Source organism: Streptomyces sp. NPDC012474, from assembly GCF_042955185.1.
GTDB classification, from domain to species: Bacteria; Actinomycetota; Actinomycetes; order Streptomycetales; family Streptomycetaceae; genus Streptomyces; species Streptomyces cahuitamycinicus.
The window spans coordinates 161,922-177,691 of record NZ_JBIBEP010000010.1; the positions used below are offsets into that span (position 1 = coordinate 161,922).

General features: G+C 69.3%; 13 protein-coding genes and 1 pseudogene. 4 read left to right on the plus strand and 10 right to left on the minus strand.

Features of this window, described 5'->3' with window-relative positions; genetic code table 11:
• Positions 1-55 precede the first annotated feature (55 nt).
• The 5 genes from ACFY9S_RS22850 to ACFY9S_RS22870 all read right to left on the minus strand — a co-directional run bounded on the left by ACFY9S_RS22850 (position 56) and on the right by ACFY9S_RS22870 (position 7,853).
• Positions 56-520 (minus strand): barstar family protein, encoded by a 465-nt coding sequence (locus ACFY9S_RS22850; protein WP_391131416.1) that lies wholly within the window; start codon positions 518-520, stop codon positions 56-58.
• A complete protein-coding gene (locus tag ACFY9S_RS22855) occupies positions 517-5,226 on the minus strand; it encodes a putative T7SS-secreted protein (protein ID WP_391131417.1) in 4,710 nt (1,569 codons plus the stop codon). Before ACFY9S_RS22855 ends, ACFY9S_RS22850 begins: the two co-directional genes overlap by 4 nt.
• A 2-nt stretch (positions 5,227-5,228) precedes the next feature.
• Entirely contained in the window at positions 5,229-5,885 is a 657-nt protein-coding gene (locus tag ACFY9S_RS22860) for a hypothetical protein (RefSeq protein WP_391131419.1), read from the minus strand.
• Entirely contained in the window at positions 5,875-6,297 is a 423-nt protein-coding gene (locus ACFY9S_RS22865; protein WP_391131622.1) for a hypothetical protein, read from the minus strand. The genes ACFY9S_RS22860 and ACFY9S_RS22865 overlap by 11 nt, the downstream gene beginning before the upstream one ends.
• 326 nt (positions 6,298-6,623) lie before the next feature.
• The gene (locus ACFY9S_RS22870; protein WP_391131421.1) at positions 6,624-7,853 is read right to left on the minus strand and encodes an NAD(P)-binding domain-containing protein; all 1,230 of its coding nucleotides are present in this window, start codon (positions 7,851-7,853) and stop codon (positions 6,624-6,626) included.
• A 336-nt stretch (positions 7,854-8,189) separates the two neighbouring features.
• Between ACFY9S_RS22870 and ACFY9S_RS22875 the strand changes: the two genes are divergently transcribed.
• A complete protein-coding gene (locus tag ACFY9S_RS22875) occupies positions 8,190-8,816 on the plus strand; it encodes an ATP-binding cassette domain-containing protein (protein WP_391131624.1) in 627 nt (208 codons plus the stop codon).
• Positions 8,813-9,604 carry a hypothetical protein gene (locus ACFY9S_RS22880; protein WP_391131423.1) on the plus strand — a complete coding sequence of 264 codons (792 nt, stop codon included), beginning with the start codon at positions 8,813-8,815 and terminating at the stop codon, positions 9,602-9,604. The genes ACFY9S_RS22875 and ACFY9S_RS22880 overlap by 4 nt, the downstream gene beginning before the upstream one ends.
• Before the next feature lie 359 nt (positions 9,605-9,963).
• On the opposite strand, the gene ACFY9S_RS22885 is transcribed toward ACFY9S_RS22880, so the two are convergent.
• The 3 genes from ACFY9S_RS22885 to ACFY9S_RS22895 form a co-directional block, all read right to left on the minus strand.
• Positions 9,964-10,176: an alpha/beta fold hydrolase gene (locus ACFY9S_RS22885; RefSeq protein ID WP_391131425.1), complete on the minus strand. Its 213-nt coding sequence runs from the start codon at positions 10,174-10,176 to the stop codon at positions 9,964-9,966.
• 157 nt (positions 10,177-10,333) lie between these two features.
• Positions 10,334-11,368 carry an ABC transporter permease subunit gene (locus tag ACFY9S_RS22890; protein WP_391131427.1) on the minus strand — a complete coding sequence of 345 codons (1,035 nt, stop codon included), beginning with the start codon at positions 11,366-11,368 and terminating at the stop codon, positions 10,334-10,336.
• Complete coding sequence (locus ACFY9S_RS22895; RefSeq protein ID WP_391131429.1) at positions 11,365-12,351, minus strand: ATP-binding cassette domain-containing protein; 987 nt, start codon at positions 12,349-12,351, stop codon at positions 11,365-11,367. The genes ACFY9S_RS22890 and ACFY9S_RS22895 overlap by 4 nt, the downstream gene beginning before the upstream one ends.
• 380 nt (positions 12,352-12,731) lie before the next feature.
• On the opposite strand from ACFY9S_RS22895, the gene ACFY9S_RS22900 reads away from it, so the two are divergent.
• Both ACFY9S_RS22900 and ACFY9S_RS22905 read left to right on the plus strand, forming a co-directional pair.
• Positions 12,732-13,886: a histidine kinase gene (locus tag ACFY9S_RS22900; RefSeq protein ID WP_391131431.1), complete on the plus strand. Its 1,155-nt coding sequence runs from the start codon at positions 12,732-12,734 to the stop codon at positions 13,884-13,886.
• Entirely contained in the window at positions 13,883-14,539 is a 657-nt protein-coding gene (locus ACFY9S_RS22905) for a response regulator (RefSeq protein WP_391131433.1), read from the plus strand. The genes ACFY9S_RS22900 and ACFY9S_RS22905 overlap by 4 nt, the downstream gene beginning before the upstream one ends.
• Positions 14,540-14,665: 126 nt before the next feature.
• On the opposite strand, the gene ACFY9S_RS22910 is transcribed toward ACFY9S_RS22905, so the two are convergent.
• Both ACFY9S_RS22910 and ACFY9S_RS22915 read right to left on the minus strand, forming a co-directional pair.
• Complete coding sequence (locus tag ACFY9S_RS22910) at positions 14,666-14,863, minus strand: DUF397 domain-containing protein (protein WP_102913385.1); 198 nt, start codon at positions 14,861-14,863, stop codon at positions 14,666-14,668.
• Positions 14,860-15,730, minus strand: a pseudogene (locus ACFY9S_RS22915) (helix-turn-helix domain-containing protein). Before ACFY9S_RS22915 ends, ACFY9S_RS22910 begins: the two are co-directional and overlap by 4 nt.
• Positions 15,731-15,770 lie beyond the last annotated feature (40 nt).

The window sequence follows — 15,770 nt, forward strand, 5'->3', positions numbered from 1 at the left end:
ATCGGCGATCGAAGCCAACAGCTCACCGTCTGAAACGAAAGACGTGAAGCAGGCCTCAAGAGTTCCTGATTTCGTGGAGTAGTCCCTCTTGGGCATCGGGCGGGCACAACAGTACGGCCTGAAAGGTGATCTTCTCCTGGCCCGGAAGCTCGGGCTTTCCCGCCCAGAACTTAACGGCGTCGTTCAGGGCACGGAAGAGGATTTCACGTTCTTCGACGCTCCTGGAAAGCGCGGCGTCGGCGTCATCGATGGTAAGGAGGAAATGCTTTGCGTTGATCCAGTGCAGATCGGTCAGGCAGTCCCGTAGTGCGTTCCAGTTCCAGCCGAAGTAGTCCGGGAGGCGCAGTGCCTCGTAGAACTGAGTGAACACCCCGTCGGAGTCGTGCATTTCCTGTCCTCGCATCCGGGCCGAGTAGATCAGTCCGGTGGGAGGCAGGGCGCGTGCAACGGAGAGCGAGGAGTCGGTCGGGACGACACAGGTTTCTTCTTCGTTCCGTTCCCACCAGGTGGCGTTGATCATCGGCCGGTCTCCATCACGATGTACGTCTGATAATGCGTCGGAGTGTAGTACGCCGATCCGTCCGATCCGGTCACGACCCTCTCACCGCCCCACTTCGGGTTGTCGATCGACTGTACCGTGCCCCATTCCGTATAGCGGATATTGTTTCCCTGGCTGTCGAATTCGGGGAGTTTGTAGGCGCCGCCCTTTCCGCTGTTCTCGAATGGCTTGGGGATGGACGGTCCCATGCGTTGAGGGCCCGCGCCCTGAGCCTCGACACCGAACTCGCGAATGTCACGGAGGACCGCCTCGGACTCCGCCGGAACCTTTGTGGGAATCCACCCACTCAGGTTTGATGTGTCGCCCAGGGTCTGGCCCACTTGGTAGTTCGGCGAGAGTCCCAGTGGGTCGGCGCCTGTGTGGGGGTTGTCAACGTAGGTGACCGGATTGGGCGCGGGTGTGAGGCCGAGGGGGTCCGGAGCCGTGTAGCGGCCGGTCTCAGGGTCGTAGTGGCGAAAGTAGTTGTAGTGGAGTCCGGTTTCGGGGTCGTAGTACTGACCGGGGAAGCGCAGAGGAGTGTAGGTGCTGCTGTCCCGGGACCAGGCCGTGGTGCCCCAGAGCGTGCTGCGGGTGCGCCAGGCGATGTCGCCGGACTCGTCGACAAGTTCGGTGGGGGCACCGACAAGGTCGGTGACGATGGCGAAGAACCGCCGGTCGATCTCCTCCTGGCGGGCATCCGCGGTGAGGATCCGTTCGGTTTGGGCCATTGGGGTCAGGCCGCGGTGGTCCCAGGTGAGCGCCACGTGATGGGCAAGGTCCTGCGACGCCGTGATTTGCTCGCACAGGGTGGTGCCGTCCCAGGTGAAGCGGACCTCCTCGACGACCGTCTCGCCGTCGGAAGCCAGGCGTTGCTTGGCGGTGCGGCGACCCAGTGGGTCGTAGCGATAGCGCCAGCGGGTGCCGTCGGGAGTGATGACGGAGGTGAGGCGGTCCTCGGCGTCCCACTCGTAGCGCCAGGTGTCGGGTTTGCGGGAGAGGCGGGTCCTCTGGCGCAGGGTGACGCGGCCTTGGGCGTCGTGTTCGTAGCGCACACCTCCGGCGTGGGTGAGGGAAGTGCCGTGGTACGTCCGGGCTCCGGTGGCTTCCTGGCCTGGATGGGAGGCGGGCCAAGAGGCGGAGACCTGATTGCCGCACGCGTCGTAGGCGTACCGTTCGCTCCAGTCGTCGGCGGTCACGGCGGTGACACGGCCGACCGGGTCGAGGCCGAAGGTGCGGGTGCCCGACAACCGGTCGGAGACCACGGAGAGGTGACCGTCGGCGCGGTAGGTGTAGGTGCGGCTGTTGAGCTCGCGTCCGTCGGTCATCAGGTGCTCGGCGGACAGACGCCCGGCTTCGTCCCAGGCCGAGGTGACGGTGAGGGAGCCGAAGACGCGGGACAGTTCACGGCCTGCCGCGTCATGGGCGAAGGTGACCTCCTGACCACCAGTGGTCAGGAGGCGGGGGCGGCCTGCCTTGTCATGGGTGTAGGTGGTGACATGGCCGGTGGGGGTGACACGTCCTACGCGACGGCCCACGGCGTTGTAGCGAAAGATGGTGGCGCGGCCGTCGATGAGTTCCGTCTTGATCAGGCCGCGCCGGTCGTACTGCCGGATCAGCTCGCCGTCCGGGCCGGAAGCCCGCAGGAGGCGCCCGGCCGGGTCGTACGCGTAGCTGGTCGTCCGTCCGGAGGCATCCTTGCAGGTGACACGGCCCAGCTCGTCGTGAGTGAAGGAGATGAAGTCACCGAGCGGGTCGACCCGCGTGGTCAACTGCCCTACCGCGTCGAGGCGGTAGTCGATGGTTCGCTCGTCGAAGTCGGTTTCCGAGACCAGGCGGCCGGCCGCGTCGTAGCGGTAGCTCCAGCCCAGACCTTGTGGGTTGGTAACACGGGTGAGGCGTAGGGCGGTGTCGTACTCGAACGCGTAGCGGGCGCCGTCCGGCCCGGTGCGGGCGGCGAGTAGGTCGAAGTGGGTGTACTCGAACCGGGTCGCTCCTCCAGCCGGGGAGGTGTGGGTCAGGCAGTTGCCCTCACCGTCGTAGGTCCATGACTCGGTGGCGCCGTCCGCGGCCGTTCGGCGGGCGAGTTGTCCGTCGGCGTTCCAGGTGAGACTGGTGACCCTGCCCACAGGGTCGACGGTGCTTACGAGTCTGCCGAGAGCATCGCGTCCCACGCGGGTGGTGCCGCCGGCCGGGTCGGTGACCTCCACCGGCAGGCCGGCGGCGTCGCAGACCACCTGGGTCGTGGCGCCGAGGGGGTCGGTGACGGAGATGATGCGGCCGGCGTCGTCGTAGGCGTAGCAGGTGGCGTGGCCAGCCGCGTCGGTGATTCTGATCCGATTGCCGCGCTCGTCGAAGTCCTGTGTGCGGCAGGTGCCGTCCGGCTCGTGGAACTCCACCGGCAGTCCAAGCGGGCCGCGCACGATGCGCGATCCGGTGCCGTCGGGCCGAGTCACCGCGATGAGCCAGCCGTCCTCATCGTAGGAGTAGAGGGTGGTGCGACCGAGTGGGTCGGTGCAGGTCAGGAGGTGGCCGCGTGCGTCGTAGGTGAAGCGGGTGGTGTGGCCGAGCGGGTCGGTGGTGGCCAGGAGGTGGCAGCCGGGGCCGAACACGTGGCGGGTCGCGTGCCCGTCGGCGGTGGTGAGTGTGGTGGTGCGGTGGCCGGTTTCGGGGTCGGGTTCGGTGTAGGTCAGGGTGATCTGCACGTGGCCGGCCTGGCCGCCTTCGGCGATGACGCGGTCGCGGTCGTCGTAGACGTAGTCGTAGCGGCTGTTGTTGGAGTCGATCCAGGCGATGACGCGGCGGCGGTCGTCGTAGACGAAGGTGGTGGTGGCACCGGAGGGTTTGGTGACGGTGGTGAGGTTGCCGTCCTGGTAGCCGTAGTGCATCAGGGGCAGGTCGGCGCCGCCTTCGCCCGCGCCGGCCAGGGAGAGGGCGGTGACCAGGCCGTCGGTGACGGACAGCTTCACCTGGTGACCGGCCGAGTGGACCAGGGCCAGGGGCAGGCCGTCGTCGGTGCGGTCGATGGTGATCGTGTGGCCGTTGCGGTCGGTTTCGGATGTCAGCCAGGCGGTTCCGTCGTCTCCCGGTTCGCTGCCGGGCGGGGCGGTGAAGTGGGAGATCAGGCCGCTGTCGGGGTCGGTGACCGTGTAGTCGCCGTCGGCGTCGCGGGCCAGCAGGGTGCGGCCTCTGCCCGATGACGGGGTGGTGGGCGCGCCGGGGGCCGGGTGCGGGTAGGGGATCAGGAGCCCGTCGGCGGTGACGTGGAGCACGCCTATCGCGTCGATGCGCAGATGTTCGTCGACGGTGGAGGTCCAGGAAGGGCCCAGGAAGCGGCCGGCCGCGCAGCCGGACTCGGTGCGGCGGGTGAAGACCAGCGGCAGGATGCCGGGCAGTTCGACATCGGTCTGGGGCAGGAACATCCGGCCGGAGGCGAGGTCGACCGGGTCGGTGCCGTCGGTGGTGCGCTCGCCGTCGGGGCGGTTGTGGGTGCCGTCGGGGGCGTCGTCGACCAGCTTGCGCACCCGTGCGGCGTCGGCGGCCTCCTCGGCGATGCGGATGCCCTTCACCGCGGCACCGCCGCCACCGGTGGCGGCGGTCAGCGCGAGGTCGGGAATCAGCCTGCCGAAACCCTCGGCCGGGTCCTTCATGAAGTCGCTGACCATCTGCTTGCCGGTGCCGACCGGGTCGTTGGCGGCGACGATCAGCCCGGCGGCCAGGCTGTTGAGGGATGTGGCGTACTCGGCCGGATGCGTGAGGTTGTACGGATCGACGGGGTTGACGCTGCGGACGAAGTTGAGGATGCCCGCCGTGCCCTTGATGATGCCGCCGCCGACATGGTCGCCCATGATCTGGAACTCCTGCAGCCCGCCGACCAGTTGCTCGGCATAGGAGGGCTTCTGCGGGGCCATGTCGCGGGCGGCGCGGACCGCGGTGCGCGCCGTCTCCGCCGCCGAGTTCCGCTGCTTGCGGGCCTCGGCGAGGATGTCCTGCGCCTCCTGCATCAGCTTCTTGCCGGGGTCCTCGAACGTCGCCGCGGGCCTGGGCGGGAGCGAGGACGGATCGCGCTTGTCGGCGGGCTGGGCGTTGTAGCGGTCGACGGCGGTGTTGTAGCCGTCGACCTTCTTGCGGTGGGCGTCCGCGGCGTCCTCGGAGGCCTTGACGCCCTCCTTCCACTTGTCGATCGCCGTCTGCGCCTGTGCCTGCGCCCAGGTGACCGTGCCGGCGTACGCGTCGAGCGCGCCGAGCGCCTTCGCGCAGGCGTCGGCGGCGGCGTACCACTTGGGCGGCTGGGTGCTCACCGCGGTGCGCAGCGCTTGGGCCGTCTCGCCCTTGAGCCGGGAGGAGTCCAGGCCCTTGAGACCGTCACCGGCGTCGTCGAAGGCCGTCTGGAAGGCCCGGAGTTTTTCGGCGGTGGCAGCGATCTTGCTGGGGCTGCCGTAGATCAGCTTGGTCTTGTCCTCGGTCTGCCCGAGGTCCATCTCGTCGACCTCGGCGCCCATGCGGTTGGCGACCGAACGGGACTGCTCGCGCACCCAGTCGGCACCGGACTCCCAGCCGACGTCCTGCAGCCGGTCGGCGGTCCAGTTGCCGGCGTCCTCGACCCGGTTGCCCGCCCATTCGACACCGTCCTCGACCGCGTTCTCGACCGAGTCGGGCGTGATGTCACTGAGGAAGTCGCCTACACCCACCGTCAGTTCCCCCCGGACTCACCCTGCTGCTGCGCCTGTTGGGCGCGTTCCTCGGGCGAGGGCCCGAAGGTGTTGTCCAGCGCCTGGTTCCACTGGTCCTCGGAGACCCCCGACGCGTCGATGATCGCCTGCGACCGCCGGCCGCCCTCGCCCTCGGTGAGAACCGTGCGGCCGGTGTCCTTCCACGTCTGCTCGATGTCCTCACCCGCCTTGTCGAACGACTCCGCGCTCCAGTCCGGGTTCAGGTAGTCCGGCGTGATGACGTCGCCCCAGCCCTGCTGGGTGATCTCCTCCTCGGTGGCATGCGGGTTGCCGCCCATCACGGAGTTGACGCCCACCTTCAGCGTGCCCTCGACGTACTGGTCGTGCTCCCACTGGGTGCCCGCCGCCAGCCCGAGGCGGTTCGCGAGCGCGCTGGCGTCGCCCACCAGGGCCCGCACACCCCACTCCCAACGCTCGCAGAAGTCCTCGAAGTCGACCGAGAGGCCGTGGTGCCCGGCCTCCATCCCGGTCATCGCCAGCTCCGAAAAACCCTTGCCCAGCACCGAACCGGTGGCGCCGCCCAGATCACCGAGGCCGTCGATGGTCGCGCCCACGCCCTGCGTGAACTTCGCGACAGACGCCTTGTCGAACTGCAGATCGGTCCCGTCAGCGCCCATGGCCGCGCCCCTCCTCCGCCTCGCCGGAGTCGACGGCGACGCCGTCCGCGACGATGCCGACGACCGGTGGGAAGAACATCGACCCGTCGTCGGTGGCGATGTCGACGGCCAGGCCGGCGGGCTCGCCCAAGGACGGCACGACCTCGTCGACGATGCGCGCGCCCAACAGCGCCGCGTAGTCCATGGGCTGATCACCGGACGCGTGCAGCAGGGCGAACCGGGCCAGTGCGGCCTCGCCGGTGAACCCGCAGATCCACCGCACCCCTCCCGACCGCGCCGACCAGAGGCCTCCGCCGGTCGTGGGCACCAGGAGGACCGAGCGCCGCATCTCACCGACCAGCGCACGAGGGTCACCGACTCCGCTTCTCTGCTCGGCGATTCGCTCCGCGAGCGCTGTCCTGGTCTGCTGCACGGCCTCTCCCCGTTCCAGGTGACTGATGGCACCGTAGATCAAGACGCACGCGGACATGTCGGCGGTTCTCCTGGAGGCTCGTCATGGGCCTGCGTGTCGCCCTCAGTTCGAGACCGCCGTGGAGACAGGACCAGCCCTCACGGTTCAGATTCGTGCCAGGAGCCGGGCGTGCAGCTTCGGCATGTCCGTCACGCGGCCGCCATCGTGCGGGAGGCGAGCTGGGGGAATGCGTCCTCCCAGGACCGGGACTGTGTCGCCGTAGGCGCGACGCCATCCACTCGCCCTGCGGGGGCACGCCGCTGAAGGGCCGAGCTTCCGAGGCCCCGTCAACTCGAAGCGTGCCCTCTGTGGAGGGGGTCGGCAGTGTGGTAGCCAGCGCGGGGCGAGGGAAGGGGGGCCCGCACCGTCTCGCGCCGTAACTCCTGCGCGATGGCGCGCGCTTCGATGCCCGCTTGTCGAAGGACACCGGTGAGGGGATTGGTGTATCCGGTGAAGTACAGGCGCGAGGCCTCTGGATGGGTCTGTGCCCCCACGGCGAGGGGGTGCCCGTCCTCGTCGAGTACGCCCAGGGACCCGACCAGGTTGTGCAGGTTGGGCTGGTACCCGGTGGCGGCGATGACTGTGTCGGGTTGCAGTCGGGTGCCGTCGGCCAGTAACACGTCGGGGCCGTCGAACGCCTGGACGGCTGCGACCGGCTCGACCCGCCCGGACCGGACGGCGTCCACGAAGCCGTGGTCGAGCACCGGGTTGACCCCTTCGCGGGCATTGCGGGTGTACAGGCCGGTGCGGGGCCGCGGCAGTCCCCGTGAGGTCAGGTCGGGCACCGCGAGACGTTGCATGAGCAGGGAAGTGCGGTCGCGCCACGCGAGCGGGAGGGCCTCCGTCAGCCGACCGACCGCGTGCCACCGGGCGCTGGAGCGGGGCAGGATGTTGGGTGGGGTACGGACCGCGATCCGTACCCGTGCGGCTCCCGCCCCGGCGAGGACACCGGCGATCTCGGTACCGCTGTTACCGGCGCCGACCACCAGGACGTCCCGCACGCGGTAGGGGGCCGGAGAGCGGTAGTGGGCCGAGTGGAGCAGCGTGCCGGTGAAGGCCGAATGTCCGGGCCAGTCCGGGACGTTCGGGGTGTGGCAGCGGCCGGTGGCCACCACGACCGCACCAGCAGTCACTGGGCCGTCGGGGATGTGGACCATCCACTGCGCTCCCGAACCCGGCTCGGCCCGCTCGATGCGCTGCACCAGGGTGTTCACCCGGACGTCGAGTCGGTGATGGATGACGTAGCTCTCCAGGTAGCGCACATAGTCGTCCCGGCTCACCCACGGGCCCGCTCGGCGCGGCACCGACAGGCCGGGGAGGCTCGAGGTGCCGGGAATGGTGTGCAGGCGTAGATGGTCGTAGCGCTGCGCCCAGCTCGCTCCCACCCGGTCCGATCGTTCCAGGATCACGGCCGGCACCCCGGAGCGGCGCAGTAGCGCGGCGGCCGCCAGGCCGTGGGGGCCCGCTCCGATCACGATCGTGGGAGCGCTGAGGTTTTGCTGCGGTGTCGAGGACATCGCCTCCTACAACGGCGGACCGCGGAGCGGGTCACGCTCGACGGGGAGGCGCAAAGCCTGTGAAGTGGTGACGTCGGCTGCTCAACGGAACAGCGGGTGGCTGCCGTTACACCAGCGGTACGGACTCGTTGGACACCGGGCAGCAGCGCGCCGCCTCGCGCGGCGGATCGGTCCGCCGAGGGCCGGACCGTCGGGACTGTCCGGGCCGGACGCGGCTGAGCGGTCATGAGCCGGGCAGGCCGGGGGACATGAGCCCGCGCGGCACCGGCCCCCGCGGCGGGCTCAGGGTCGGCTCGCTCCACCTGTCCGACCTTTCGAGGGGATCATGTGCAGGCAATGATGACGTGCCACCGGCCACGGCTGCGGATCAGCGGAGTCTGCAAGGCGTTCGGCGGCAGGCAGGTCCTGCGCGATGTGGATCTTGACGTGTCTGCCGGGACGCTGGTGGGAGTCGTCGGCGAGAACGGTGCGGGCAAGAGCACTCTGTTGCAGATCGCCGTGGGACACCTTGCGCCCGACGGCGGAACGGTGACACGGACCGGGGCGGTGGGGTACTGCCCGCAACAGGCGGTGCTCAACGATGCGTTCACCGTCGGACAGCATCTGCGGTTGTTCCAGATGGCCTATCGGTTGCCGACGCTGGAGCGCGCCGGCGAGCTGATGGAGCTGCTGGCGCTGACCGGTTGCCGGCGACAGCAGGTCGGCGAGCTCAGTGGTGGAACGCGACAGAAGCTGAACCTGCTGATCGCTCTCATGCACGATCCGCAGTTGCTGGTCCTGGACGAGCCCTACCAGGGTTTCGACTGGGACACTCATCAGCGGTTCTGGGCCCTGGCCGCCGATCTGCGTGATCAGGGCCGGTCGATCATCGTGGTTTCGCACCTGCTGCACGACCTGCACCACTTCGACGCGATCGCTCATCTGCGCCAGGGGCGTCTGCACTTCGAGGAGTCGAACCGTTGAGGCTCTCCTGGACGGCATTCACCGAACTGCTGCGGTGCACTCTGCTGGGCCACCTGCGCAACCGGCTGGCCCTGGTTCTGGCGGTCGCGTTCATCCCCATCTGGATTTTCGTGGCGCGCTTGTGCACCTCCGGCCAAGTGGTGCGTATCCGGCTGGACGCCATCAGCGGCCCCGTCTCCGCTCCGGCCAGCCAGGTGGGCCAGGTGGCCAGTGCGCTGGGCGCCATCACCATGGTCGCCGGCTTCATCGCCTTCACCGAGACCTTCCAATCGCGGGAGATGGACCGCCGTCTGCTGCTGGCCGGGTACCCGCGGCTGCCGATACTGCTGGCCAAACTCGCTGCCGTCGCCCTTACCGCCACCCTGCTGGCCCTCTACACGACGATCCTGCTGTGGATCTCTCTGCCCGTACGCCATGCGGCACCCCTGGCGCTGGCCCTTGCGGGCGCCGGCCTCGTCTACGGCGGCATCGGGCTTCTGCTCGGCTCTCTGGTCCGCGGCGAGCTGGAGGGCTTCTTCCTCATCATCATGCTCAGCCTGGTCGACACCGGCCTGCAGAATCCCGTCTTCAACACGCTCATGGATGTGGCGGGCGTGTCCGCGCTTCCCCTGTACGGCGTGAACCAGCTGGCGCTGAGCTCAGCCCTGACCCCGCACACTCCCTGGTCCCACGGGCTGCTCTCCCTCACCTGGTCCGCGGCGACCGGTGCCCTGGCGTTGCTCGTCCTTCATACGCACCGCCCTTCCCGCTCCCCGTGGTCCCGCAGGACGAGAGCCCAGGCAGGGTGATCAGGGTGCGGATGGTCCCGCGGGACTCTGCTTGGCCCGAGGACAGTCCAATCAGCGGTGTGAGCAGGGTTGCCGGTGGCGGCTCACCCCTCGCCCGCGATATGTGCGCGCGGCATTACGCGTCATTGCTCCTGTGCGATAGGGGGCGTGCGCAGGGTAATCACGGCGACGGCGTCGGTGTCGCTCGGGCGGACCTGGGCCAGCAGGGAGTCGCAGAAGGAGCCCAGGGAACGGTGCTTCGACGTCGACCAGCGCTTCGTGGGCGTAGGCCGGAAGCTTGCGGAAGACTTCCTCGTGGTCCAGGAAGAGCCGGAACAGTCCCCGCTCCCACTCGCCGCCGCTCACCGCGTCGAAGAGGGTCAGGTCCCGGAGTTCCTCTCCTCCAGCAGCAGGGTCCGCAGCGCTACCGCCCCGCCGATGTCGTGAGCCACGACGCTGGGGCGGGACAGTCCCCAGTGGTCGAGGAGTTGAGCGAAGTTCCTCGAGTGAGCCGCGAGGCTCAGGTCCTGGCCCTCGTGCTGCTCGGACTGGCCGAAGCCGAGATGGTTTCTGCTCTCCTGCCTCGTGAGCACCACCTTCCACGAGGAGCGTTCTTCGATGCCTCAACAGCAAGAACCTGCCGCACTGCCTGGGCCTCGGGATATCGTCCGCCCCCGGCAGGTGCTGGTGATCGGAATGACGGGGCCCGACTCCTCGGAGTCGGGCCCCTGGCTTCTTCCTGCCGGGACGTCACAGCAGGCGCTTGCGGCCCCAGACGATGATGAAGGTGACGACGGCGGCGGCGACGCCGAGCATGATGCCCGCTCCGAGCCACTGCATCGTGTGCATCTGGGAGATGGGGAGGTAGTCGATGGACCAGCCGATGACGTGCTTGGACTCCAGGCAGGCGGTGTGCGCCCGGTCGTTGTCGATCTTGTCGAGGCAGGCGGTCCAGTCCAGACGGGCTCCGGAGCTGGTGAGGAAGTAGGTGCCCTCTCCCTGCTGCACCGCCCCGGCGGGCAGCTTCGGCCGTGCGGCGCCGGGTCCGACTCCCTTGTCCGTGCTGACCGACAGGAGGTTGCCCAGGTCCAGCCGGAACCGGTCCCAGACGACCCCGATCGCCACGACGATGCCGAGCGTTACCACCATCGACACCAGCGTGCGGCGCAGGAGCATGCCGGCCGCCACGCCCACGGCGAACGTCATCAGGGCGTAGGCCACCGGCATCACCCCGGTGACGTCGAAGAACGCGCCGCTGGTCCACTCCAGTGTGCCGGACCGTCCCTTGACCGGGCTCCACCACCAGTTGAAGACGGCGGCGATTACCGCGGTGGACAGTGTGATCAGTGCGGCGGGCAAGGCGAGCTTCGTGGTGAGCCAGCGAAGCCGGCTGACGGACTGCGAGGTCACCAGCTTGGCGGTGCCGGATTCCAGATCGCCCGCGATGAGCGGGGCACCGAGCAGGACACCCGTGAGGAGAGGGACGTAGCCCAGGTATCCGCCGAAGCTGAAAAGCCGGGCCGTGTACTTCTCGGAATCGGGCGGCAGGCCACCGGACTTCTGCGGGTGCGCGTCCAGGTGGTCCACCACCTGCCCGCGCAGAAGGACCATCACGGCCACGCACAGGAGGGTGAGGGCGATGAGGGTCCAGAACGCGGCGCGGTGCTGGCGCCAGACGAGCCAGGCGGTACCGCCGAGCCTCGGGCCGGCCGGCCGGGAGCCCGGTGCGTTCTGCGGGCGCCCGGCGGGCGCCGTGTGGGCCGGGTCGTGAGTGAGCGTGGTCATACGGTCACAGCCTTCTGCCGGTCGCGGGCGATGATGTCGTGGATGTCGCCGACGCGGGCGCTGGGGGCGATCAGCGAGGGCGCGTCGGGTGCGCGCAGATAGGCGAGCAGCAGCTCTTCCAGAGTGGGAGGCGTGACCGGCCCGCCGGACGTGATCGGAGCGCCCAGCCGCACCAGGACGCCCGGCCGGCCCTCGTCGTGGCGGGGCTCGATGACGGTGTGGGGTGCGACGGCGGGCAACGAGCCGCCCCCGGGGATGTCGAGCAGGGCGTGTGCGGCGCGTAGTTCGTTCACCTCGCCCGCGAGACGGAGACCTCCGTCCGCGACGACGAGGAGGTAGTCGCAGATGTACTCCAGCTCGGCGAGCATGTGCGAGGACACCAGGACCGTGGTGCCGTGTTCGGCGGCCTCCGCCGTCAGCGTGGCCATGAGTTCGCGGCGCACCAGCGGGTCCAGATCGGACATCGGCTCGTCGAGGATGAGCAGGTCGGGGCGCTTGCCGAAAGCCAGGGCGAAGGCGACGCGGGTGCGCTGCCCGCCGGACAGCGTGCCGATCCTCGCTTTGAGCGGCACCCGGCCCGCGTGGACGATGCCCTCGGCGACCTCCTGGTCCCACCGGGGGTTGAGCTCACGGCCCAGGCGCAGGGTCTCGGCCACGGTGAAGCGCCGGAACAGCGGCTTCTCCTGGGTGAGGAACGCGGTGCGCAGGACCGACTCCGTCGACCCCGGTGCCGCGCCGAACACCCGCAGGCTGCCGGTCGTCGGCCGGATCATGTTGGTGGCCAGTCCCATCAGGGTGCTCTTGCCGGCGCCGTTGGGGCCGACGAGGCCGCAGACCCGTCCGGCCGGCAGCCGGAAGGAAACGTCCCGCAATGCCCAGCCGCGCCGGTACTGCTTGCCGAGCCCGTGGGCCTCGATCGCCGATGCGCCGACGCGGGGTGCGAAACCCGTTCCGTTTGCGCGATGCGTCCCTGGGTGGTCCATGTGTGGCTCCTGTGCGTGGGGGAGGAGGGCCGGCCCTGTGCGTGTGGGGGAGAGGGCCGGCTGGGTACGGTCGACCACTGCCGGGAAGCCGCCGACGCGGGCTCCGGATCCTCCGGGGCTCCCCACTAAGGTGATGTCGGCCGTGATCATGACGTGGTCCTTGCGTGATGAACGGCGAACGCCGCCCGGTGACCACGACTCTCCTCCGCGGCGTCTCGCGGCGGATCGGGCGAAAGACAGATCATGCGAGGCCGGCTCCGACTTTCGGCCGGTCCGCCGGAAGGACGGTGAGAGAGATGGTGCGAGCGGCGGACGAAGCGCCCACCCCCACGGCCACAAGGGAGACGGGACGTTCGCAGTTACTGCCCATCACGGAAGGGATGCTGCCCGTCACGGCGTGGATGTTGCTCGGCGGAGCCCTGGTCGGCCTTGTCGTGCTCGATTGGGCAGGCGGCCTCTACTGGATCCCCTACCACGGCCCCGCCAAGCTGATCGGCGCCCTGGTGATCGTCGCTCTCGCCGTCGTCTCACCCCGGCTCGACAGCCGGGCGCTGCCGGTGGCCGCCTGCGTGTGCGCGGTCGGGTCGCTGTGCCTCTCGGTCTGGATACACCTGGAAATGGTGGGCAGCTCACAGCCGTTGGGATTCGCCGAGCCGGCGGCGCTGGTGTGGCTCCTGCTGCTTGTCGCCCGACGGGGGAAGCCCTCGTGGGTGGCGCTCGCCGTCCCTCTGCTGGGCATGGCGATCGTGCTGCGGCCGGTGTCGGTCTCGGTGCGGCAGTCCACCACCATCATGGCGCTGCTCTTCGCCCTGGCAGCGGTCACGGCGCTGGGCATGGGCCTGGGCATGCGCCTGCTCCTGGTGGACCGGCGGCGGCAGGCGGCGGCCCTCCGCCTCGAGCAGCGGACAGAGTTCGCCAGGGACCTGCACGACTTCGTCGCCCACCACGTGACGGGCATCGTCGTGCAGGCGCAGGGGGCCCAGGCGATGGCCGGCCGGCGGCCCGAACTCGTACCGCCAGCGCTGCAGCGGATCGAACAGGCGGGTTCGGAGGCACTGGCCTCGATGCGGCACATGGTGGGGATGCTGCGTGAGGCCGACGGCGAAGTGACACTGGCGCCGCTGGCGGGCATCGGTGAAGTGCGTACGCTCGTCGAGGAGTTCTCGGCCGTCGGCGGCGCCCGTGCCCGGCTCGAACTGGAGGGGAACCTCGACGACCTGCCGGTCGAGGTGTCCACCACCGCGCACCGGGTGGTGATGGAGGCCCTCACCAACGTACGCAAACACGCCCACGGGTGCACCGAGGTGTGGGTGCGTGTGGACCACTCGGGAGACCGGCTCACCGTACGGGTCAGCGACGACGGACGGCCGCGTCACCTCTCCCAGAGCGGCTTCGGGCTGAAGGGCCTGGCCGAGCGGGTGGGCCTGATCGGCGGAGACGTCCAGGCGGGCCCGGTGACGGCCGGCGGCTGGGCCGTCGAGGCGACCCTCCCCGTGTCCCCGGCCGCCTCCCCGGCGAAGGCGGCGGTGTCATGACGATCCGTGTGCTGATCGCCGACGACCAGGCCATGGTCCGTGCCGGGTTCGCGATGATCCTCGCCGCGGAAGACGACATCGACGTCGTCGGCGAGGCCACGGACGGGGTACACGCGGTGGAACTCGCCGAGCGCAACCGGCCCGACGTGGTGCTGATGGACATCCGCATGCCCCGCATGGACGGGCTGGAGGCACTGCGCAGACTGACCCGCCCCGGCACCGTCAATCCGCCGAAGGTCGTCGTGGTGACGACGTTCGACGACGACGAGTACGTCCAGCGAGCCCTGGGCGAAGGCGCCTCCGGGTTCCTGATCAAAGACTCGGGCCCCGCCCTCCTCGTCGAGGCCATCAGGGCGGCCGCCTCCGGCGAGGCGCTGGTCAGCCCGGCCATCACCGTCCGGCTGCTGCGGCGCCTCAACAGCGCCGTCCCCACCCCCCGGGAACCGCACACCGCACTGTCCGCACGGGAGATCGACCTGGTGCGCCTGGTGGCCAGAGGGCTGACCAACGCCGAGATCGCCACCGAACTGACCATCTCGGTCGGCACGGTGAAGACTCATCTCTCCAACGTGCAGATCAAGCTCTCTGCCCGCAACCGTGTGGAGATCGCCGCTTGGGCCTGGGAATCCGGGGTCGTCGACGGGCGAGAGTGAGGAAGTGGGCCCCCCGCGGATCAGCTGGTACGGGAAGTCGAGCCCGTACCTGCCCAGGTAGGGGTGGTGCGCGTGAGCCCCGCCGTGCTTGATCGGACGGCAGGGCTCACGCTTGACGTACGACCGTCAGGCCTCCCCGACGAACCCCGCCCACGCCTCACGTGACACGCGGACGACGGGTCCGGCCACGGTCTTGGAGTCACGGATGTGCACTGTTCCCATGTCGGCCGCGACCTCGATACAGTCGCCGCCCTCCGCTCCGCTGTAGCTGCTCTTGAACCAGGCGAGGCCGGACGCGACGGCCGAGGACTCAGCGGTGTTCATAGCTCTCCCAGCAACCTCTCGATGAACTCCAGGGACTCTCGCGGAGTGAGAGCCTGTGATCGGATGATCCCATAACGGGCGGCGGCGAGCGCTGCCTGCTGCGGGTCGGTCTGAAGCGTGCTGGATCCTTGCGCCTCGGTGTACGCGAACTTCTTGCCGTCGTCACGCGTGACGACCGTGAACGGCCCGTCCACGCCCGCGCTTTCCTCGCAGTCGAGCGGCATGACCTGGATTTCGACGTTTCGCTTCTGGCCGACGAGTAGCAGATGCTCCAACTGCCCTCGCAGCACGTCCTTTTCCACCAAGCCGACGACGCAATACGGACTCGTCCATCACGAAGCTGAGAAGTGGTGCGGGCTGTCGGTCGAAGACATCCTGCCGAGCCAACCGAGCGGCCACGCGCTGCTCGATGGTCTCCTGGTCCAGAGGCGGCCGACGCATAGCCAGTACCGCCCTCATGTACTCCTCAGTCTGAAGCAGGCCCTTGACCATGAGCGTGTCGTACGCGAGCAACTCGATGGCCTCCTTCTCCAAGGCTGCCATCCCCTGGAAGAACACCGGATACTGAGCCCGCTCCACCTGCTCCTTCCACACCGTCAGCAGCCCGCCCGCGTCCAGGGCCTCGTCCGCCCGTTCGATGGTCCTGGGGGAGGGGATCCGCCGGCCCTGCTCGTAGGACGCGACCGTGGACGCCGAGTATCCGATCCGGCGTCCGAAATCCTCTCGCTCCAGGCCCGCCCGCACCCGCAGTGTCTTCATCGTCTGCCCGAACGCGACGACCACGGCCTGGCCGGACGTGTCCGCCGTCGCCTGTCCCGCGTCGTCCCCCGGCACGGTCTCGGCCCTCTCGTCCGTACCCTCGGTCATCGCTACCGCCTCCCTGGCCCGACGCCGTCCCGGCGGCCTC